Raw genomic sequence first — 20455 nt, forward strand, 5'->3', positions numbered from 1 at the left:
TAAAGGATGTCCCCGGTCTCGTTTGTAAAGGATGTCTCCGTCTGTACACCCCGATGGCGGTGTGCCCGTCAACGGATCGGTCGACTGGAACTCCGCTATCGGGGGCAAGCCCCCTCCCACAATGGATCTGTGGAGTGGCCGCTGTCCTGCTCTGCCTGACAACTCTGGCATAACACTTGCTCTTGCCTTTCCGTAGATCTATGAATCCCCGAATAGTGACGGATTATTGGCATGGCGAAGAGCGACGACGCAGCAAAAGCACCTGCAGGCAAGGGTAAGCTCAAGCTTATCCTGTTGATTGTCCTGGCCCTGGTCCTGGCCATCGGCGCCTCTGTGGGCGGCACTTGGTACATCATGCACAGCAGTGCGAGCAAACCGGCGCCCGCCGCCGAAACTGCCAGTAACGTCAAGCAACCGGCAATCTTCGAGCCGATGCTTCCGGCCTTTGTCGCCAACTTCAACCAGAACGGTCGTCAACGCTACCTGCAGGTGAGCATCACCTTGCTGGCGCGCAACCAGGCGGACCTTGATGCGCTCAAGGTGCATATGCCGGTGATCCGCAACAACCTGGTGATGTTGTTTTCCGCGCAAAGCTTCGACAACCTGGCCACCCCGGTGGGCCAGGAAATGCTGCGCCAGAAGGTCACTGCCAGCGTGCAGGAAGTGGCCCAGAAAGAGCTCGGCAAAGTGGTGGTCGAGCAGGCGCTCTTCACTAATTTCGTATTGCAGTAGGATCACCACATGGCCGTGCAAGACCTGCTGTCCCAGGATGAAATCGATGCGCTGCTGCATGGCGTGGACGATGGTCTGGTACAGACCGAAACGGCTGCCGAACCCGGCAGCGTCAAAAGTTATGACCTGACCAGCCAGGATCGCATCGTCCGTGGACGCATGCCGACCCTGGAAATGATCAACGAGCGTTTCGCCCGTTACACCCGCATCAGCATGTTCAACATGCTGCGCCGCTCGGCGGACGTGGCGGTGGGCGGCGTGCAGGTGATGAAGTTCGGTGAATACGTACACTCGCTGTACGTGCCTACCAGCCTCAACCTGGTCAAGATCAAGCCATTGCGCGGCACGGCGTTGTTCATCCTCGACGCCAAACTGGTGTTCAAGCTGGTGGACAACTTCTTCGGCGGCGACGGCCGTCACGCCAAGATCGAAGGCCGGGAATTCACCCCCACGGAACTGCGGGTGGTGCGGATGGTGCTGGAGCAGGCCTTCATCGACTTGAAGGAAGCCTGGCAGGCGATCATGGAAGTCAACTTCGAGTACATCAACTCGGAAGTGAACCCGGCCATGGCCAACATCGTCGGCCCCAGCGAAGCGATTGTGGTGTCGACGTTCCACATCGAACTCGATGGCGGTGGCGGTGACCTGCACGTGACCATGCCGTACTCGATGATCGAGCCGGTGCGCGAAATGCTCGATGCCGGCTTCCAGTCCGACCTCGACGATCAGGATGAACGCTGGGTCAAGGCCCTGCGCGAAGACCTGCTGGACGTCGACGTGCCGCTGAGCGCCACCGTGGCGCGTCGTCAGTTGCGCCTGCGGGATATCTTGCACATGCAACCGGGCGACGTGATTCCCGTCGAGTTGCCGGAAGAACTGATCATGCGCGCCAACGGCGTGCCGTCGTTCAAGGTCAAGCTCGGTTCCCACAAGGGCAACCTGGCGCTGCAAGTGGTGGAGCCGATCAACCGGCGTTGAGTCACCCGTATTGATGCACCCCTATTTATGAATGTTTGCTCCGCCGAGGACATGTAATGGCTACCGAACACGAAAACACTTCCGCCGAAGACCAGGCCCTGGCCGACGAATGGGCTGCGGCCCTGGAAGAAACCGGCGATGTCGGCCAGGACGATATCGACGCGCTGCTGGCGGCCGATGCCTCTACTGCACCGGCCAGTAACCGCCTGCCCATGGAAGAATTCGGCAGCGTGCCGAAGAACAACGACCCGGTGAGCCTCGACGGCCCGAACCTGGACGTGATTCTCGACATCCCGGTGTCGATCTCCATGGAAGTCGGCAGCACCGACATCAACATCCGCAACCTGCTGCAGCTCAACCAGGGCTCGGTGATCGAGCTTGACCGCTTGGCCGGCGAGCCGCTGGACGTGCTGGTCAACGGCACGCTGATCGCCCATGGCGAAGTGGTGGTGGTCAACGAAAAGTTCGGCATTCGCCTGACCGACGTGATCAGCCCGAGCGAACGCATCAAGAAGCTGCGCTGACATGAAGTATTCGATGGCGGGACTGTTGCTGGCGCTGCCATTGAGCGCCCTCGCGGCCGAGCCGGTCGCGCAGGCGGCCGCGGCGGCGGCACCGGTGGTGAGCAGCGGTATCGGCGGTCAGTTGACCCAACTGGTACTGGGCCTGCTGCTGGTGGTCGGGCTGATTTTCGTGCTGGCCTGGTTGATGCGTCGGGTGCAGAACATTGGCCCGGGCAACGCCCAGGTCATCGAGATGATCGGCTCGCGCGCCCTCGGCCCGCGTGATCGGCTGGTGCTGGTGCAGGTGGGCGAGGAACAGATCCTGCTGGGCCTCACCCCCGGCCGCATCACCCCGCTGCATGTGCTCAAGACCCCGGTCAACGTCGCCCCGACCCAAGCCGCCACGCCAGAATTCGCCCAGCGCCTGATGGAATTGCTGGGCAAGGATCAGAAGGATAAGAAGTAATGCGCGTTTTATTGACGCTCATGCTGTGGCTGGCCGCGCCATTGGCGTTCGCCGCCGACCCGTTGTCGATCCCGGCGATTACGCTTGGCACCAACGCGGCCGGGGCCCAGGAGTATTCGGTCAGCCTGCAGATCCTGCTGATCATGACGGCGCTGAGTTTTATCCCGGCGTTTGTCATGCTGATGACCAGCTTCACGCGCATCATTATCGTGTTCTCGATCCTGCGTCAGGCCCTGGGCCTGCAACAGACGCCATCGAACCAGATCCTCACGGGCATGGCGCTGTTCTTGACGATGTTCATCATGGCGCCGGTCTTCGACAAGGTGAACCAGCAAGCCCTGCAGCCTTACCTCGCGGAAAAGCTCACGGCGCAAGACGCCATCGACAAGGCCCAAGGCCCGATCAAAGACTTCATGCTGTCGCAGACCCGCTCCAGCGACCTTGAGCTGTTCATGCGCCTGTCCAAGCGCACCGACATCGCCACGCCGGACCAGGCGCCGCTGACGATCCTGGTGCCGGCGTTCGTCACCTCGGAACTGAAGACGGCGTTCCAGATCGGTTTCATGATCTTTATCCCGTTCCTGATCATCGACCTGGTGGTGGCGAGCGTGCTGATGGCCATGGGGATGATGATGCTGTCGCCGCTGATCATCTCGTTGCCGTTCAAAATCATGCTGTTTGTGCTGGTGGACGGCTGGGCACTGATCATCGGCACGTTGGCCAGCAGTTTCGGCGGAGTGTAGGGCTATGACCCCAGAAGTTGCCGTCGACCTGTTCCGTGAAGCGTTGTGGCTGACCACGATGATGGTTGCCGTGCTGGTGGTGCCGAGCCTGTTGGTCGGCCTGCTGGTGGCGATGTTCCAGGCCGCGACCCAGATCAACGAACAAACCCTGAGCTTCCTGCCGCGCCTGCTGGTGATGCTGGTCACGTTGATTGTCGCCGGCCCGTGGCTGGTGCAAACCTTCATGGAATATATCCTGCAGCTGTACGGCAGTATTCCGCAGTTGATCGGCTGACCGCATGCAATCACTGCTGGCGTTGACCGACACCCAGATCAGCACCTGGGTCGCGTCGTTTATCTTGCCGCTGTTCCGGGTCACGGCGGTGCTGATGAGCATGCCAGTGTTCGGCACCACCCTGGTACCACGGCGCATCCGCCTGTACTTCGCGGTGGCGATCACCGTGGTGCTGGTGCCGGGCTTGCCGCCGATGCCTGCGGTCAATGCGCTGGACCTCAGTGCGCTGATGCTGATTGCCGAGCAGATCCTGATCGGCTCGCTGCTGGGTTTCTCTCTGCAACTGTTCTTCCAGGCATTCGTGATCGCCGGGCAAATCATCTCGATCCAGATGGGTATGGGTTTTGCGTCGATGGTCGACCCCACCAACGGCGTGTCGGCGGCGGTGATCGGGCAGTTCCTGACCATGCTGGTGACCTTGATGTTCCTGGCCATGAACGGCCACCTGGTGGTGTTCGAGGTGCTGACCGAAAGTTTCACCACCTTGCCGGTCGGCTCGGGGTTGGTGGTCAATCACTTCTGGGAACTGGTGGGGCGCCTCAGTTGGGTGTTGGGCGCTTCGCTGTTGCTGGTGCTGCCGGCGATCACCGCGCTGCTGGTGGTCAACATCGCGTTTGGGGTGATGACCCGCGCGGCGCCGCAGCTGAATATCTTCTCTATCGGTTTCCCGTTGACCCTGGTATTGGGCATGGGGATTTTCTGGATCGGCATGGCCGACATTCTCAATCAGTATCAACCGCTGGCGAGCGACGCCTTGCAGTTCTTACGTGATCTGGCACGGGCGCGCTGAGCCATGGCCGAGAGCGAGAGTGGTCAGGACAAAACAGAAGACCCCACGGAGAAACGAAAAAAGGACTCCCGGGAAAAGGGCGAGATTGCCCGCTCCAAAGAGCTCAACACCGTCGCGACGATGATGGCCGGTGCCGGCGCCTTGCTGATCTACGGCGGCGGCCTGGCGCTCGACCTGATGGAGTTGATGAAACTCAACTTCAGCCTGCCCCGTGAAGTGCTGCTCAGCCCCGGCGCCATGGGGCAGTACCTGCTGCATTCGGGGAAAATCGCGATCCTGGCCGTGCAGCCGATTTTGATCACCTTGCTCCTGGCCGCGCTGATCGGCCCAGTCGCCCTTGGAGGCTGGCTGTTCGCCGCGAGCAGCATGGCGCCAAAATTCAGCCGCATGAACCCGGCGGCGGGGCTCAAGCGCATGTTTTCCACCAAGGCGTTGGTGGAACTGCTCAAGGCCCTGGCCAAGTTCATCCTGATTCTGTTCGTGGCCTTGGTGGTATTGTCCTCCGACATCGATGACCTGCTGCGCATCGCCCATGAGCCGTTGGAGTCGGCGATCATCCACAGCGTGCAAGTGGTGGGCTGGAGTGCGTTGTGGATGGCCGCCGGGCTGATCCTGATCGCCGCCGTGGATGCGCCGATCCAGTTGTGGGAAAGCCACAAGAAACTGCTGATGACCAAGCAGGAAGTGCGCGACGAACACAAGGACCAGGAAGGCCGCCCCGAGGTCAAGCAGCGCATTCGCCAACTGCAGCGCGAAATGTCCCAGCGCAAGATGATGGCTTCGGTGCCCGACGCCGACGTGGTGATCACTAACCCGACCCACTACGCCGTGGCCCTCAAGTACGACCCGGAGAAGGGCGGCGCGCCGATGCTGCTGGCCAAGGGCAGCGACTTCACGGCGCTGAAAATCCGCGAAATCGCCGTGGCCAACGACATCCTGTTGCTGGAGTCGCCGGAGCTGGCGCGTTCGATCTTCTACTCCACCGACCTCGACCAGGAAATCCCCGCCGGGCTGTACCTGGCCGTGGCCCAGGTATTGGCCTACGTCTACCAGATCCGCCAGTACCGCGCGGGCAAAGGCAAGCGCCCCGATCCACTCAAGGACCTGCCGATTCCGCCGGATTTGCGGCGCGATTCCTGACCAACTGTTCAAATTGGCACCGTGCCATTCGTCGTAAACCTTCCTGACCTGTCAACTTTGACAGTCGTCACTTTCGCCTTCTCGCGGTTCTATTGCCTCAGGTACTGCGAAGTAAAATGCCGGGAGTGGGGCGATGCAGCTATTCACAGGCCGGGTTAAGTCTTATGACCAGCAGACCGGATTGGGTTCGATTGCGTTGGATAGTGGGGGAGACGATGTGTTGGTAGATCTGTGCAGTTCGGATGGATGCCTGCTTTCGGAGGGGCAGAAAGTGCAGTTTTGGATGATCCATCGACCGGCGGGCATCTATGCATGCGACATTCAACTGATCTGACGACACCTGTGTAAGTTCTTAATTGAAGTGTACGGAGAACGGCCATGGCAACGGGCACTGTGAAATGGTTTAACGCGGAGAAGGGGTTTGGTTTTATTTCTCCCGACGACGGCAGCACGGACGTGTTTGTCCACTATTCAGCAATCACCGGCACCGGTTTCAAAAGTTTGGAAGAAAATCAAAAAGTGGAATACGACGTGACGCAGGGCCAAAAAGGCCCGCAGGCCGAGAATGTGCGTCCTGTATAAAGATCGCCACTGATAGCATCCCTTCGCCGCGCCCCTCGGCGCTCTGCCCCCTTGAAGCAAAAGTTGATCGTTCCCACTGGCGGGAACGATCACTGGGTTGGATGCCTGTCTAGGGTTTACCCAGTTCGGTCTCGGCTGATGGCTCGATGTCATCCAGGACTCGCTCGGCCAATAACCGCGCTACCCCAACCAATTGCGCAATTCCCAGCGCCCCTTCTCACCGTGATCCTTCCAGATCAAAGGCGAAGTCGCAGGTCAGGGCGTGTGCGCAAGCCAGGGTTTCGGTGAGGTTGACCAGCAGGTCTTCGGTGCTGATGCCGTCGATGAGGGTGAACAGCACGGTGGGTGGGGTATTGGTGCCGCGCGGGGGATTTGGGGTTGGTTTAACCATTGTGACGCTCCTGATTTAAGTGGAGCTGCCACTGATCGCCGCGATGCGATGGGGTGGCAGCTGTACGCAGGTTCGCGGACCGGAATCAGGAAACCGGCATACCCGAAGGTATCCCGCGCACAGCCACCGTAGCGCCGCACAATAGACGATAAAAAAACGTCAACTGAAAGCGGACAATGGCACTTTGCGCCTGAATTTACATGGGCCGCGACGCCCGACCGCCGCGTGTGCAGCGAAGTACGGAGACTAGAGAGCGAGTTTCCTAGGGGCAACCTCAAACACTTATCGGAAGTTTCGCAACCTCTGCAGGCGAACACTTGTGGCGAGGGCGCTTGCTCCTTAGTCACTGATCCAACTCGGAGAACAGAAGTTGGAAGGCTTCTTGCAATAGCGCCTCCAGGACGCCTCTCGGCGTCAAAAGTTTGCTTCAAGGATGCGAGGAGTACCGGTGGTAGATCGCTCTCAAATGCTCAGCACGGCCCGCAGCACCCTGACTGACCTCTCGCGGGGCAATCTGGGTGTGCCGTTGTTGTTGCTGGTGATGCTGGCAATGATGATGTTGCCGATGCCGCCGTTCCTGCTCGACGTGTTCTTCACCTTCAACATTGCCTTGTCCGTCGTGGTCCTGCTGGTCTGCGTCTACGCGTTGCGGCCGCTGGATTTCGCGGTGTTCCCCACCATCCTGCTGATCGCCACGCTGTTGCGGCTGGCGTTGAACGTGGCGTCGACCCGCGTGGTCATGCTCCACGGCCAGGACGGGCATGCCGCCGCCGGTAAGGTGATCCAGGCCTTCGGCGAGGTGGTGATCGGCGGTAACTACGTGGTCGGTATCGTGGTGTTCGCGATCCTGATGATCATCAACTTCGTGGTGGTGACCAAGGGCGCCGGGCGGATTTCCGAGGTGAGCGCGCGCTTTACCCTCGACGCCATGCCCGGCAAACAGATGGCCATCGACGCCGACCTCAACGCCGGCCTGATCGACCAGAACCAGGCTAAATCGCGTCGCCTGGAAGTGGCCCAAGAAGCCGAGTTCTACGGTTCCATGGACGGTGCCAGCAAATTCGTGCGCGGTGACGCCATCGCCGGCCTGTTGATTCTGTTCATCAACCTGATCGGCGGCATGGCGGTCGGGATCTTCCAGCATGGCATGACCTTCGGCGATGCGGGCAAGGTCTACGCCCTGCTGACCATCGGTGACGGTTTAGTGGCGCAATTGCCATCACTGTTGTTATCCACAGCTGCGGCGATCATGGTGACCCGTGCGTCGGGCTCCGAAGACATGGGCAAGCAGATCAGCCGGCAGATGTTCGCCTCGCCCAAGGCGCTGGCCGTGGCGGCGGGCATCATGGCGATCATGGGCATTGTGCCCGGCATGCCCCACGTCTCGTTCTTGAGCATGGCGGCGATGGCCGCCGGTGGCGCCTACCTGTTCTGGAAAAAGCAGAACTTGGTCAAGGTGAAGGCCCAGCAAGAAATCGCGCGCCAGCAGGAACTGCTGCCGTCGCCGGCCCGCGCCCAGGAAACCAAGGAGTTGGGCTGGGACGATGTGACCCCGATCGACATGATCGGCCTGGAAGTCGGCTACCGCCTGATCCCGTTGGTCGACCGCAACCAGGGCGGCCAATTGCTCGCGCGGATCAAGGGCGTGCGCAAGAAGCTGTCCCAGGACCTGGGCTTCCTGATGCCCACTGTGCATATCCGCGACAACCTCGACCTGGCCCCCAGCGCCTACCGCCTGACCCTGATGGGCGTGATCCTCGCCGAAGCGGAGATCTACCCCGACCGCGAGCTGGCGATCAACCCGGGCCAGGTGTTCGGTACGCTGAACGGTATAACCGCCAAAGATCCGGCTTTTGGTCTGGAAGCGGTCTGGATCGAAGTCAGCCAGCGCAGCCAGGCGCAGTCCCTCGGCTACACCGTGGTGGACGCCAGCACCGTGGTCGCCACGCACCTCAACCAGATTCTGTACAAGCACTCCCACGAGCTGATCGGCCACGAAGAAGTCCAGCAACTAATGGGTTTGCTGGCCAAAGCCTCGCCCAAGCTCGCCGAAGAGCTGGTGCCGGGCGTGCTGTCGCTGTCGCAATTGCTCAAGGTGCTGCAGGCGCTGCTGGCCGAACAGGTGCCGGTGCGCGACATTCGCAGCATCGCCGAGGCCATCGCCAACAATGCCGCCAAGAGTCAAGATACTGCCGCGTTGGTGGCCGCCGTGCGCGTTGGATTATCCCGCGCTATCGTACAAAGCATTGTAGGGATTGAGTCTGAGCTGCCTGTGATCACCTTGGAGCCAAGGTTGGAACAAATATTGCTCAATAGTATTCAGAAGGCAGGACAGGGCCAGGAAGAGGGCGTTCTGCTGGAGCCAAGCATGGCTGAAAAACTGCAGCGTTCGTTGATCGAAGCAGCGCAGCGTCAGGAAATGCAGGGCCAGCCGGTGATTCTGCTGGTGGCAGGCCCGGTCCGAGCGATGTTGTCGCGGTTTGGACGCCTGGCAGTGCCGAATTTGCACGTTTTGGCTTATCAGGAAATCCCTGACAACAAGCAAGTGACTATCGTCGCGACAGTAGGGCCCAACGGCTGAGGTAGTGGGTTATGCAAGTAAAGCGTTTTTTCGCCGCCGATATGCGTCAGGCCATGAAACTGGTACGTGACGAGCTGGGCGCCGACGCTGCGATTATCGGTAACCGTCGTATTGCCGGCGGTGTCGAGCTGACGGCTGCCCTGGATTACACCCCTTCGGCGCTGGCCCCGCGTGTCCCGAACATGGAGCTTGAAGACGAGCTGCGCAAGACGGCCTCGCGCATTGTCTCGGCCCAGGCCGAACTGAGCATGCGCGGTGACAGCGATGCGACCACCAATCGCCAGTTGTTCGCCGGCCTGCCGCTGACCGCCGCCGAGCCGCTGGTCGAGCCGACGTTCATCGAACCGCCGCGTCCTGCCGCGCCTGCCCCGGCCGCCGCAGTCGACCAGCGTGTGTTCGACTCGATGCGCTTTGAGCTCAACGGCCTGCGCGAGCTGCTGGAAGTGCAGCTCGGTTCGCTGGCCTGGACCCAACTGCAAGGCAGCAAGCCGCAACAGGCCAACCTGTGGCGTCGCCTGCAACGCATCGGCCTGTCCGGCCCGTTGTCCCGCGACCTGCTGGCGCTGACCAGCGAAATCGAAGAACCTCGCCAGGCCTGGCGCATGTTGCTGGCCCACCTGGCGCGGATGATCGTCACCCCGGAACTCGAACCCCTGGAAGAGGGCGGCGTGATCGCCATGGTCGGCCCTGCCGGCATGGGCAAGACCACCACGCTGGCCAAGCTGGCGGCGCGCTACGTGCTCAAGTACGGCGCCCAGAACATCGCGCTGGTAAGCATGGACAGCTACCGCATCGGTGCCCAGGAGCAACTCAAGACCCTGGGCCGCATCCTCAATGTGTCGGTGACCCACGTCGACCCGGGCCAGTCCCTGGCCAACGCCCTCGATCCGTTGCTGCGCAAACGTGTGGTGCTGATCGATACCGCCGGCCTGCAAGCCAGCGATCCGGCGTTGCGCATGCAGCTGGAGAGCCTGGCCGGGCGTGGCATCAAGGCAAAAAATTACCTGGTGCTTGCAACCACCAGCCAAAAACAAGTTCTTACCGCTGCGTACCATAGCTACAAGCGCTGCGGCCTGGCCGGATGCATCCTCACCAAGCTCGACGAAACCGCGAGCCTGGGCGAGGTGCTGAGCCTGGCTATCAGTCATGAACTTCCGGTCGCCTACCTGACCGACGGGCCGCGGATTCCGGATGATTTGCATCTGCCGCGCCGTCATCAGTTGGTCAGCCGTGCCGTCAGCGTGCAAATGCAAGAAGAGCCTAGCGAGGAAGCGATGGCCGATATGTTCGCTGACCTTTACCACAACCCGGCAAAGCGGGTGGGTTGAGGCAGCATGAACACCATGAAATGTATCTACATCGATGGTCTGCAAGCGATTCACGCGGCCAAGCCATGTAGCCTGCGTCTAAGCAAGACAAGGTAAAGAATTAAAATGGGCAGCATGCATCCCGTACAGGTGATCGCGGTGACCGGCGGCAAAGGTGGCGTCGGGAAAACTAACGTGTCAGTGAATTTGTCCCTGGCCCTGGCAGAGCTTGGCCGTCGTGTCATGCTGCTGGATGCTGACCTTGGGTTGGCGAACGTTGACGTTTTGCTGGGGCTCACGCCCAAACACACCCTCGCCGATGTGATCGAGGGTCGCTGCGAGCTGCGCGACGTGCTGCTGCAGGGCCCTGGAGGCATCCGCATCGTGCCGGCCGCCTCGGGCACCCAGAGCATGGTCCACTTGAGCCCTGCGCAGCATGCCGGCCTGATCCAGGCGTTCAGCGATATCGGCGACAACCTCGACGTGCTGGTGATCGACACCGCCGCCGGGATTGGCGAGTCCGTGGTCAGCTTCGTGCGCGCCGCGCAAGAAGTCCTGCTGGTGGTCTGCGATGAACCCACCTCGATCACCGACGCCTACGCCCTGATCAAACTGCTCAACCGCGACTACGGCATGAACCGCTTCCGCGTGCTGGCCAACATGGCCCAGAGCCCGCAGGAAGGACGCAACCTGTTCGCCAAGTTGACCAAGGTCACTGATCGCTTTCTCGATGTCGCCTTACAATACGTCGGCGCAGTTCCCTATGACGAGTGTGTACGCAAGGCCGTGCAAAAGCAGCGTGCGGTCTACGAAGCGTTCCCTCGTTCGAAATGCGCGTTGGCGTTCAAGGCTATTGCTCAGAAGGTCGATACCTGGCCGTTGCCCGCCAACCCTCGGGGGCATCTGGAGTTTTTCGTCGAGCGATTGGTGCATCAGACGAGCGCAGGACCGGTGCTATGACAGCCAGCGGCTATAACCTTTACAAAAATTCGGCACGTGACCGCCAGGGCGAATTGATCGAGCGCTATGCGCCGCTGGTCAAGCGCATTGCCTATCACTTGCTGGCACGCCTGCCCGCCAGTGTCCAGGTCGAAGACTTGATCCAGGCCGGCATGATCGGCCTGCTCGAAGTATCGACCAAATACGACGCGAGCAAGGGTGCGAGTTTCGAGACGTATGCGGGTATCCGTATCCGTGGCGCGATGCTCGATGAAGTGCGTAAAGGGGATTGGGCGCCGCGTTCGGTACACCGCAATACGCGCATGGTCAGTGACGCAATTCGTGCAATTGAAGCAAAAACCGGTCGCGACGCTAAAGATCACGAAGTTGCGGCCGAACTCCAATTGAGTCTCGACGATTATTACGGGATTTTGAACGATACCTTGGGCAGCCGCCTGTTCAGTTTCGACGACCTGTTGCAGGACGGCGAACACGAAGGGCTGCACGAGGACGGCGCGAGTGCTCATCTCGAACCGTCGCGCGACCTGGAAGATGAACGCTTTCAGGGGGCGCTGGCGGACGCGATTGCCAATCTGCCGGAGCGTGAGCGACTGGTGTTGGCGCTGTACTACGACGAAGAGCTGAACCTCAAGGAAATCGGTGAGGTCCTGGGGGTCAGCGAATCGCGTGTCAGCCAGCTGCACAGCCAGTGCGCAGCCCGCTTGCGGGGACGCCTGGGAGAGTGGCGCGCGCGCTGACAGGCAGTGTGGGGACACTGCAGACACTACCGCGAGGCCCTTGGTTTTCGCGGGTGAGTTTCGTGGTGCCCTGGGCAGTCCTTTTTGTGTAACGCCTGTTGATTGAAATGGCGCGTCCAGGTGCTGGACGCGTTTTAAGACTGCTTGGAGGTCGAATTGGACAAGAACATGAAAATCCTCATCGTTGATGACTTCTCAACGATGCGGCGGATCATAAAAAACCTGTTGCGTGACCTGGGGTTCACCAACACGGTCGAGGCGGATGACGGCCTTACGGCGATTCCGATCCTCAACAGCGGGAGCATCGACTTTCTGGTAACCGACTGGAACATGCCCGGCATGACCGGTATCGACTTGCTGCGCCATGTGCGCGCCGATGAAAAACTGCGCAGCCTTCCCGTGTTGATGGTGACCGCCGAAGCCAAGCGTGAGCAGATCATCGAAGCCGCCCAGGCCGGGGTCAACGGCTACGTGGTCAAGCCATTCACTGCATTGGCCTTGAAAGAGAAGATCGAAAAAATCTTCGAACGCATCCACGGCTAATGCCATCGCGGGGGAGCTATGGAGCATAAAGAAACGTCACAGGGGGACTTTGAGTCGACCCTGAAAAAGCATGCTCACCAACTGGTCGAGAGCCTTGAAAAAGGCCAGTTCGGCGACGCGGTGCAGTTAATCCATGAGCTTAACCAGACCCGTGACCGCGGCCTGTATCAGGAAGTGGGCAAGCTCACGCGCGAGCTGCACAGTGCGATCGTCAATTTTCAGATTGACCCGCACATGCCCCAGGCTGAAGAAATTTCGCAAATCACCGATGCCACTGAACGCCTGTCCTATGTGGTCAGGCTGACTGAAGCGGCGGCCAACCGCACCATGGACCTGGTGGAAAACGCCACGCCCCTGGTCAACGGCATGGCCAACGAAGCCCAGGCCCTCAGCGTTGACTGGGGCCGCTTCATGCGTCGGGAAGTGGGGGCTGAGGAGTTTCGTGAGTTGGCCCGTCGGGTCGAGGGTTTCCTGTCGCGCAGCGAACAGGACAACCACACGGTGTCCAGCAACCTCAATGACATTCTGCTCGCCCAGGATTACCAGGACCTCACCGGTCAGGTGATCAAGCGCGTGACCCAATTGGTCACCGAAGTGGAAAGCAACTTGCTCAAATTGGTGCTTATGGCAGGCCAAGTTGATCGTTTCGCCGGCATCGAACATGACCGCGAAGCGATCCTCTCGGAAAAAGATCCACAAAAACATCTCGCCAAGGGTGAAGGTCCGCAGATTCATGCCGATAAACGTGAAGACGTTATGTCAGGTCAGGATGACGTAGATGACCTGTTATCCAGTTTAGGCTTCTAAGGAGCACACCCATGAGCTTCGGCGCCGATGAAGAAATCCTTCAGGATTTCCTTGTAGAGGCCGGCGAAATTTTAGAGCAACTGTCCGAACAACTGGTCGAGCTGGAAAGCCGACCGGATGATGCGAACCTGCTCAATGCAATTTTTCGCGGTTTTCACACTGTAAAAGGGGGCGCCGGCTTCCTCCAGCTCCATGAGCTGGTGGAGTGCTGCCACATCGCCGAGAACGTGTTCGACATCCTGCGCAAGGGTGAGCGTCACGTTGATTCGGAGCTGATGGACGTGATTCTCGAAGCGCTGGATGCGGTCAACGGCATGTTCAGCGAAGTTCGCGAACGTGCCCCGATCACCGCAGCCACCCCGGAACTGCTGGCCGCCCTGGCGCGTCTGGCGGAGCCTGCCGACACCGCGGCCGCGCCGGTGGTGGAAGCGGCTCCGGAGCCTGTGGTCGAAGCCGAAGCGGATGTCACCGACAGCGAGTTCGAGCAACTGCTCGACTCCCTCAATGCGGTCAAGGCCGAAGCCGAAGCGCCGCAAGCGGTCGCTGCAGTGGCCGCGCCCGCCGCGCCGACCGGCGAAGACATTACCGACGCAGAATTCGAATCCCTGCTCGATCAGTTGCACGGCAAGGGCCAGTTCGCTGCCGACGCCGTTGCACCTGCGGCTGAGGCGCAAGCACCTGCGAGTACCTCGCAAGTTCCGGCAGCCACCGCCGCCGCCGGCACCGACATTACCGACGACGAATTCGAAGCGTTGCTCGACCAGTTGCATGGCAAGGGCTCCTTTGCGGCCGATGCCTTGCCGGAAGTCGCCGCAACTGCTGCCGCACCGGCTGCTGCGGCTGCCGCTGCCGCTGCCGCACCTGCCGGCGACGGGCTGATTTCCGATCACGAATTCGAAGCCCTGCTCGACGAATTGCACGGCAAGGGCAAGTTCGCCGAAGTGGCCGCTGGCGCTGCGGCGACGGCAGCCCCGGTGGCGGCCAAACCGGCACCGGCCAAAGCCGCGGCACCTGCTGCCGTCAAGCCGGCCCCGGCCCCGGCTGCCGCCGCTCCTGCTGCTGCCGCGCGTGCCCCGGCCGCCGCCGCGGCCGACAAGCCTGCCAGCGAAGCCGAAACCACGGTGCGTGTGGATACCGCGCGCCTGGACGACATCATGAACATGGTCGGCGAACTGGTGCTGGTGCGTAACCGCCTGGTGCGCCTGGGCCTGAACAGTGGCGACGAAGCCATGCAGAAGGCCGTGTCGAACCTCGACGTGGTCACTGCCGACCTGCAGACCGCGGTGATGAAGACGCGGATGCAGCCGATCAAGAAAGTCTTCGGTCGCTTCCCGCGCCTGGTTCGTGACCTGGCTCGCCAGCTCAAGAAAGAAATCAACCTGGAACTGGTGGGTGAAGAAACCGACCTCGACAAAAACCTTGTCGAGGCCCTGGCCGACCCGCTGGTCCACTTGGTGCGCAACGCCGTCGACCACGGCGTGGAAACCCCGGAAGAACGCGAAGCCGCGGGCAAGTCCCGTAACGGCAAGGTGATTCTGGCGGCGGAACAAGAGGGCGACCATATCCTGCTGTCGATCACCGATGACGGCAAAGGCATGGACCCGGCGATCCTGCGCGGTATCGCCGTCAAGCGTGGCGTGATGGACAAGGATGCCGCCGACCGCTTGACCGACACCGAGTGCTACAACCTGATTTTCGCGCCGGGCTTCTCGACCAAGACCGAGATTTCCGACGTGTCGGGCCGTGGCGTGGGCATGGACGTGGTGAAAACCAAGATCAGCCAGCTCAACGGTTCGATCAATATCTACTCGACCAAGGGCCTGGGCTCGAAGATCGTCATCAAGGTGCCGTTGACCCTGGCGATCATGCCGACCCTGATGGTGATGCTGGGCAACCAGGCCTTCGCTTTCCCGCTGGTCAACGTCAACGAGATCTTCCACCTCGACCTGTCGCGCACCAACGTGGTGGACGGCCAGGAAGTGGTGATCGTGCGCGACAAAGCGTTGCCACTGTTCTACCTCAAGCGCTGGCTGGTCGCCTCGGCCGCCCATGAAGAGCAGCGCGAAGGCCATGTGGTGATTCTCTCCGTGGGCACCCAGCGCATCGGCTTTGTCGTCGATCAACTGGTCGGCCAGGAAGAAGTGGTCATCAAGCCTTTGGGCAAAATGCTGCAGGGAACCCCGGGCATGTCGGGTGCGACCATCACCGGTGACGGTCGTATCGCATTGATTCTCGATGTTCCGAGCATGCTCAAGCGTTACGCCGCACGGCGTATTTGATTCTGGTGGGGCAGGGCGGTATTGCCTGCCCCGCCTAACGGAGTGTTTATGGTAGTCAAGGTCCTGGTGGTGGACGATTCGGGTTTCTTCCGCCGCCGCGTCTCGGAAATTCTTTCCGCCGATCCAACGATCCAGGTGGTCGGCACGGCCACCAACGGTAAAGAGGCGATTGATCAAGCCATTGCGTTGAAGCCGGACGTGATCACCATGGACTACGAGATGCCGATGATGGATGGCATCACCGCAGTCCGACACATCATGCAGCGCTGTCCGACCCCGGTATTGATGTTCTCCTCGCTGACCCACGAAGGCGCCCGGGTCACCCTGGATGCGCTGGACGCCGGTGCGGTGGACTTCCTGCCGAAGAATTTCGAAGACATCTCGCGCAACCCCGAGAAGGTCAAACAGATGCTGTGCGAGAAGGTCCACAGCATTTCGCGCAGCAACCGTCGCAGCCTGTTCAGCGCCCCGGCGCCTGCGCCGGTCGCGGCTCCGGCGGCACCCACCAGCACGGCGTTCGGTCGCCCGGCGCCGGCAGCGGTTGCCCGGCCTGCCGCGGCAACCGTGCGGGCACCTGCGCCAAGCGCCCATTCGCCGGCGCCGAAACGCAAGGCCTACAAGCTGGTTGCCATTGGTACTTCGACCGGCGGCCCGGTTGCCCTGCAACGGGTCTTGACCCAACTGCCGGCCAACTTCCCGGCGCCGATCGTGCTGATCCAGCACATGCCCGCCGCGTTCACCAAGGCCTTCGCCGAGCGCCTGGACAAGCTGTGCCGCATCAGCGTCAAGGAAGCCGAGGATGGCGACATCCTGCGTCCTGGCCTGGCGCTGCTGGCGCCTGGGGGCAAGCAGATGATGGTCGATGGCCGTGGCGCGATCAAAATCCTGCCGGGCGATGAACGCCTCAACTACAAGCCCTGCGTGGATATCACCTTCGGTTCGGCAGCCAAGTCCTACGGCGACAAAGTTCTGGCGGTGGTACTCACCGGCATGGGCGCCGACGGTCGCGAAGGCGCGCGCCTGCTCAAGCAGGGCGGCAGTGCGATCTGGGCCCAGGACGAAGCCAGTTGCGTGATTTATGGCATGCCGATGGCCATCGTCAAGGCTGAGCTGGCCGACGCGATCTACAGCCTGGACGATATCGGCAGGCATTTGGTGGAGGCCTGCCTCTGATGGATGTACTGAGTCTGATCGGCATCACCATGGCGTTTGTCGCGATCATCGGCGGCAACTACCTCGAAGGCGGGCACCTCGGCGCCCTGGCCAACGGCCCGGCGGCGCTGATCGTGATCGGTGGCACCGTGGGCGCGGCATTGCTGCAGTCGCCCTTGAGTTCGTTCAAGCGTGCCATGCAGATCCTGATCTGGATTATTTTCCCGCCGCGCGTCGATCTGGCCGGCGGCATCGACCGCGTGGTCAACTGGAGCCTCACCGCACGCAAGGAAGGCCTGCTGGGCCTGGAAGGCGTGGCCGATGCCGAGCCCGACAGCTACGCGCGCAAAGGCCTGCAATTGCTGGTGGACGGCGCCGAGCCGGAGGCGATTCGCAGCATCCTGGAAGTGGATTTCTACACCCAGGAAAGCCGCGATATCAACGCCGCCAAAGTCTTTGAAAGCATGGGCGGCTACGCGCCGACCATCGGCATCATCGGTGCGGTGATGGGCCTGATCCACGTGATGGGCAACCTCGCCGATCCGTCGCAACTGGGCAGCGGCATTGCCGTGGCGTTTGTCGCCACCATCTACGGTGTGGCGAGTGCCAACCTGGTGCTGTTGCCGGTGGCCAGCAAGCTCAAGTCGATTGCCCTGCGCCAGTCGCGTTACCGTGAAATGTTGCTCGAAGGCATCCTGTCGATTGCCGAGGGCGAGAACCCGCGCTCCATCGAATTGAAGCTCCAGGGCTTCATGGATTGATGTACATGAAACGTGTAGGAGCGAGCTTGTTCGCGAAAATCGTCAACGATGACGCGGGCATCTTGGATGAACGCGTTGCTCTCGGATTTTTCGCGAGCAAGCCCGCTCCTGCAGGTGATTCGTTTTGCGGAGGTAATCGTCTGTGAGCCGTCGCCGTCGCGAGCCTGAAGAACACGTCAACCATGAACGCTGGCTGGTGTCCTACGCGGACTTCATCACCTTGCTGTTCGCGTTTTTCGTGGTGATGTACTCCATCTCGTCGATCAACGAAGGCAAGTACAAAGTCATTTCCCAAGCGCTGATCGGCGTGTTCAACGACGCCGATCGTTCGCTCAAGCCGATCCCGATCGGCGAAGAGCGGCCCAAGACCGTGACCCCGGCCAAGCCGCTGGTCAACGACAGCGATGAGACCTCCGCCGGCATGGGCGGCACCGGCGACCCGCTGAAAAGCATCGCCGACGATATCAGCGCCGCGTTCGGCGACTTGATCAGCTCCAACCAGATGACCGTGCGCGGCAATGAGTTGTGGGTGGAGATCGAGCTCAATTCGAGCCTGCTGTTCGCCAGCGCCGATGCCATGCCCAGCGACCAGGCGTTCACCATCATCGACAAGGTGGCGGCGATCCTCAAGCCGTTTGAAAACCCGATCCACGTCGAAGGCTTCACCGACAATATCCCCATCAGTACCGCGCAGTACCCGACCAACTGGGAGCTGTCGTCGGCCCGGGCGGCGAGCATCGTGCGGATGCTCGCGATGCAGGGCGTGAACCCCGGTCGCCTGGCGTCGGTCGGCTACGGCGAGTTCCAGCCGGTGGCCAATAACGCCACGGCGGAAGGCCGCGCCCGCAACCGCCGGGTGGTGCTGGTGGTCTCGCGCAACCTGGATGTGCGCCGCAGCCTGACCGGCACCGGCACGGCAAATGCAACCCCGGACGCGGCATTGAAGCGGGCTGGCACACAAACTGCACCGGCCCTTGCAAAGCCGCCGGTACGGCAAAGCTCCGTCAATTCTCCGTCACCGGCTCAATAACCTATGCACTGTCTCGGTCGCGCCTGTGCCCGCCGGGAGGAATCAACCGAATGAGAGTCTGGGCAGTTGCCAATCAAAAAGGTGGAGTCGGCAAGACCACCACCTCCATCGCCTTAGCCGGCTTGCTGGCCGAGGCGGGCAAGCGCGTGGTCGTGGTCGACCTGGACCCCCACGGCTCGATGACCAGCTATTTCGGCTACGACCCGGACGCGCTGGAGCACAGCTGCTACGACCTGTTCCTGCACAAGGGCAGCGTGCCGAGCGATCTGCCCGGGCAACTGCTGCTGCCCACCAGCAATGAAAGCATTTCCCTGCTGCCGTCGAGCACCGCCCTGGCCACCCTTGAGCGCCAGTCGCCGGGGCAGAGCGGCCTGGGCCTGGTGATCGCCAAGACCCTGGCGCAACTGTGGCAGGACTTCGACTACGCGATCATCGACAGCCCGCCGTTGCTCGGCGTGCTGATGGTCAACGCCTTGGCGGCCAGCCAGCAGTTGGTGATCCCGGTGCAGACCGAGCACCTCGCGGTCAAGGGCCTGGAACGCATGGTCAGCACCCTGGCGATGATCAACCGCTCACGCAAACAGGCGCTGCCGTTCAGCATCGTGCCGACGTTGTTCGACCGCCGCACCCAAGCGTCCCTCGGCACCTTGCGCGTACTGCGCGACGCCTACCCGGACACCATCTGGCAAGGCTATATCCCGGTGGACACGCGCCTGCGCGACGCCAGCCGCGCCGGCCTGACCCCTTCGCAGTTCGACGGTAAAAGTCGCGGCGTGCTGGCGTACCGCGCGCTGCTCAAGCACCTGCTGTCGCAACAGCTTGTGGCGCAGGTGGCGTGATGAACCGTCCTGTCGAACTCAAGGTCAAGACGCGGCCGCAACTGGCACTGGAATCCTACCTGGATGCCTTGCTGCAGGACGCGACCGAGGAAGAACTGCCGGAACCGCTGCTGGTCCTCGAACCCGCCGTAGACGCACAAAGCACACTGGATGAATTCCAGTTGGCGGTGCTGGAAGAACAGGCGCGTGATGCGCAGGTGATGGTGCCGAGTCCACCGGTCGTGGTTGCGCCTGTGCCGGTCGCACCCGTGGTGGTCGAGCCGGTGGTTGAAGTCCACCTGCCGCCGAGCATCACGCCGCCGCCGGTCACCGGCGACGGCCGCCCGGCGTGGGCCGCCGAGCCGTTCGAATGCCTGCTGTTCGACGTCGCCGGGTTGACCCTGGCGGTGCCGCTGGTGTGCCTGGGCTCGATTTATTCCCTGGAAGGCCAGGAGCTGACACCGCTGTTCGGGCAACCGGAGTGGTTCCTCGGCATCCTGCCCAGCCAGGCCGGCAACCTCAAGGTGCTGGACACCGCGCGCTGGGTGATGCCCGACCGCTACCGCGATGATTTCCGCCAGGGCTTGCAATACGTGATTTCGGTGCAAGGCTACGAGTGGGGGCTGGCCGTGCATCAAGTCAGCCGCTCGTTGCGCCTGGACCCGAATGAAATCAAATGGCGCAGCCAACGGGGCCAGCGCCCTTGGTTGGCGGGCACCGTGATCGAACACATGTGCGCGTTGCTCGACGTCGCCGAACTGGCCGAGTTGATCGCCAGCGGCGCGGTCAAGTCGATGCCGGGCCAGCAACGCAGTTAATTGAACAAGATCGGCCGCACGGTTGTGCGGCCAAAGAAGCACACACGCCGTGTCCAACGGCAT

Annotated in this window: 21 protein-coding genes and 1 pseudogene; 21 read left to right on the forward strand and 1 reads right to left on the reverse strand. The window is 61.5% G+C overall.

Annotation, left to right across the window (positions count from 1 at the left end):
* The first annotated feature begins 231 nt into the window (after window positions 1-231).
* From fliL to NR164_RS22795, 9 genes are all read left to right on the forward strand, one after another.
* Complete coding sequence (fliL, locus tag NR164_RS22750) at window positions 232-732, forward strand: flagellar basal body-associated protein FliL (RefSeq protein WP_017845386.1); 501 nt, start codon at window positions 232-234, stop codon at window positions 730-732.
* Window positions 733-741: 9 nt separating this feature from the next.
* The gene (fliM, locus tag NR164_RS22755) at window positions 742-1710 is read left to right on the forward strand and encodes a flagellar motor switch protein FliM (RefSeq protein ID WP_017845387.1); all 969 of its coding nucleotides are present in this window, start codon (window positions 742-744) and stop codon (window positions 1708-1710) included.
* A gap of 56 nt (window positions 1711-1766) precedes the next feature.
* Window positions 1767-2234 (forward strand): flagellar motor switch protein FliN, encoded by a 468-nt coding sequence (gene fliN, locus NR164_RS22760; RefSeq protein ID WP_017845388.1) that lies wholly within the window; start codon window positions 1767-1769, stop codon window positions 2232-2234.
* Window position 2235: 1 nt separating this feature from the next.
* Entirely contained in the window at window positions 2236-2679 is a 444-nt protein-coding gene (gene fliO / locus NR164_RS22765; RefSeq protein ID WP_026139822.1) for a flagellar biosynthetic protein FliO, read from the forward strand.
* A complete protein-coding gene (gene fliP / locus NR164_RS22770) occupies window positions 2679-3422 on the forward strand; it encodes a flagellar type III secretion system pore protein FliP (protein WP_046382522.1) in 744 nt (247 codons plus the stop codon). The genes fliO and fliP overlap by 1 nt, the downstream gene beginning before the upstream one ends.
* Before the next feature lie 4 nt (window positions 3423-3426).
* Window positions 3427-3696, forward strand: a complete 270-nt coding sequence (gene fliQ / locus NR164_RS22775; protein WP_003175300.1) for a flagellar biosynthesis protein FliQ — start codon at window positions 3427-3429, stop codon at window positions 3694-3696.
* A 4-nt stretch (window positions 3697-3700) separates the two neighbouring features.
* Window positions 3701-4486 carry a flagellar biosynthetic protein FliR gene (gene fliR / locus NR164_RS22780; protein WP_057003870.1) on the forward strand — a complete coding sequence of 262 codons (786 nt, stop codon included), beginning with the start codon at window positions 3701-3703 and terminating at the stop codon, window positions 4484-4486.
* A gap of 3 nt (window positions 4487-4489) precedes the next feature.
* The gene (gene flhB, locus NR164_RS22785) at window positions 4490-5626 is read left to right on the forward strand and encodes a flagellar biosynthesis protein FlhB (protein ID WP_017845392.1); all 1137 of its coding nucleotides are present in this window, start codon (window positions 4490-4492) and stop codon (window positions 5624-5626) included.
* Window positions 5627-6004: 378 nt separating this feature from the next.
* Window positions 6005-6208, forward strand: coding sequence for a cold-shock protein (locus NR164_RS22795; RefSeq protein ID WP_017845394.1), 204 nt, complete (start codon window positions 6005-6007; stop codon window positions 6206-6208).
* Between the two features lie 109 nt (window positions 6209-6317).
* On the opposite strand, the pseudogene NR164_RS22800 reads toward NR164_RS22795, so the two are convergent.
* Window positions 6318-6599, reverse strand: a pseudogene (locus NR164_RS22800) (DUF6124 family protein).
* A gap of 466 nt (window positions 6600-7065) precedes the next feature.
* On the opposite strand from NR164_RS22800, the gene flhA reads away from it, so the two are divergent.
* From flhA to NR164_RS22860, 12 genes are all read left to right on the forward strand, one after another.
* Complete coding sequence (gene flhA, locus NR164_RS22805; protein ID WP_227778909.1) at window positions 7066-9180, forward strand: flagellar biosynthesis protein FlhA; 2115 nt, start codon at window positions 7066-7068, stop codon at window positions 9178-9180.
* A gap of 11 nt (window positions 9181-9191) precedes the next feature.
* A complete protein-coding gene (flhF, locus tag NR164_RS22810; protein ID WP_046382525.1) occupies window positions 9192-10508 on the forward strand; it encodes a flagellar biosynthesis protein FlhF in 1317 nt (438 codons plus the stop codon).
* A gap of 105 nt (window positions 10509-10613) precedes the next feature.
* Window positions 10614-11447: a flagellar synthesis regulator FleN gene (gene fleN, locus NR164_RS22815; RefSeq protein ID WP_003192912.1), complete on the forward strand. Its 834-nt coding sequence runs from the start codon at window positions 10614-10616 to the stop codon at window positions 11445-11447.
* Entirely contained in the window at window positions 11444-12184 is a 741-nt protein-coding gene (gene fliA / locus NR164_RS22820; protein WP_017845400.1) for an RNA polymerase sigma factor FliA, read from the forward strand. The genes fleN and fliA overlap by 4 nt, the downstream gene beginning before the upstream one ends.
* 168 nt (window positions 12185-12352) lie before the next feature.
* On the forward strand, window positions 12353-12727 hold the full coding sequence (locus NR164_RS22825) for a chemotaxis response regulator CheY (RefSeq protein WP_003192908.1): 375 nt from the start codon (window positions 12353-12355) through the stop codon (window positions 12725-12727).
* A gap of 18 nt (window positions 12728-12745) precedes the next feature.
* On the forward strand, window positions 12746-13534 hold the full coding sequence (locus tag NR164_RS22830; protein WP_017845401.1) for a protein phosphatase CheZ: 789 nt from the start codon (window positions 12746-12748) through the stop codon (window positions 13532-13534).
* Window positions 13535-13545: 11 nt separating this feature from the next.
* The gene (locus NR164_RS22835; protein ID WP_256823296.1) at window positions 13546-15813 is read left to right on the forward strand and encodes a chemotaxis protein CheA; all 2268 of its coding nucleotides are present in this window, start codon (window positions 13546-13548) and stop codon (window positions 15811-15813) included.
* A gap of 48 nt (window positions 15814-15861) precedes the next feature.
* Entirely contained in the window at window positions 15862-16986 is a 1125-nt protein-coding gene (locus NR164_RS22840) for a chemotaxis response regulator protein-glutamate methylesterase (RefSeq protein ID WP_079444447.1), read from the forward strand.
* Window positions 16986-17726, forward strand: coding sequence for a flagellar motor protein (locus NR164_RS22845; RefSeq protein ID WP_017849387.1), 741 nt, complete (start codon window positions 16986-16988; stop codon window positions 17724-17726). The genes NR164_RS22840 and NR164_RS22845 overlap by 1 nt, the downstream gene beginning before the upstream one ends.
* Window positions 17727-17868: 142 nt before the next feature.
* Window positions 17869-18756, forward strand: a complete 888-nt coding sequence (gene motD, locus NR164_RS22850; protein WP_017849389.1) for a flagellar motor protein MotD — start codon at window positions 17869-17871, stop codon at window positions 18754-18756.
* Window positions 18757-18806: 50 nt separating this feature from the next.
* On the forward strand, window positions 18807-19595 hold the full coding sequence (locus NR164_RS22855; RefSeq protein ID WP_017849390.1) for a ParA family protein: 789 nt from the start codon (window positions 18807-18809) through the stop codon (window positions 19593-19595).
* Entirely contained in the window at window positions 19595-20392 is a 798-nt protein-coding gene (locus NR164_RS22860) for a CheW domain-containing protein (RefSeq protein WP_256823297.1), read from the forward strand. Before NR164_RS22855 ends, NR164_RS22860 begins: the two co-directional genes overlap by 1 nt.
* The last annotated feature ends 63 nt before the right edge of the window (window positions 20393-20455 follow it).

Origin of the sequence: Pseudomonas sp. Pse79 (assembly GCF_024519615.1) — a bacterium.
In the GTDB taxonomy this organism is placed as follows: domain Bacteria; phylum Pseudomonadota; class Gammaproteobacteria; order Pseudomonadales; family Pseudomonadaceae; genus Aquipseudomonas; species Aquipseudomonas veronii.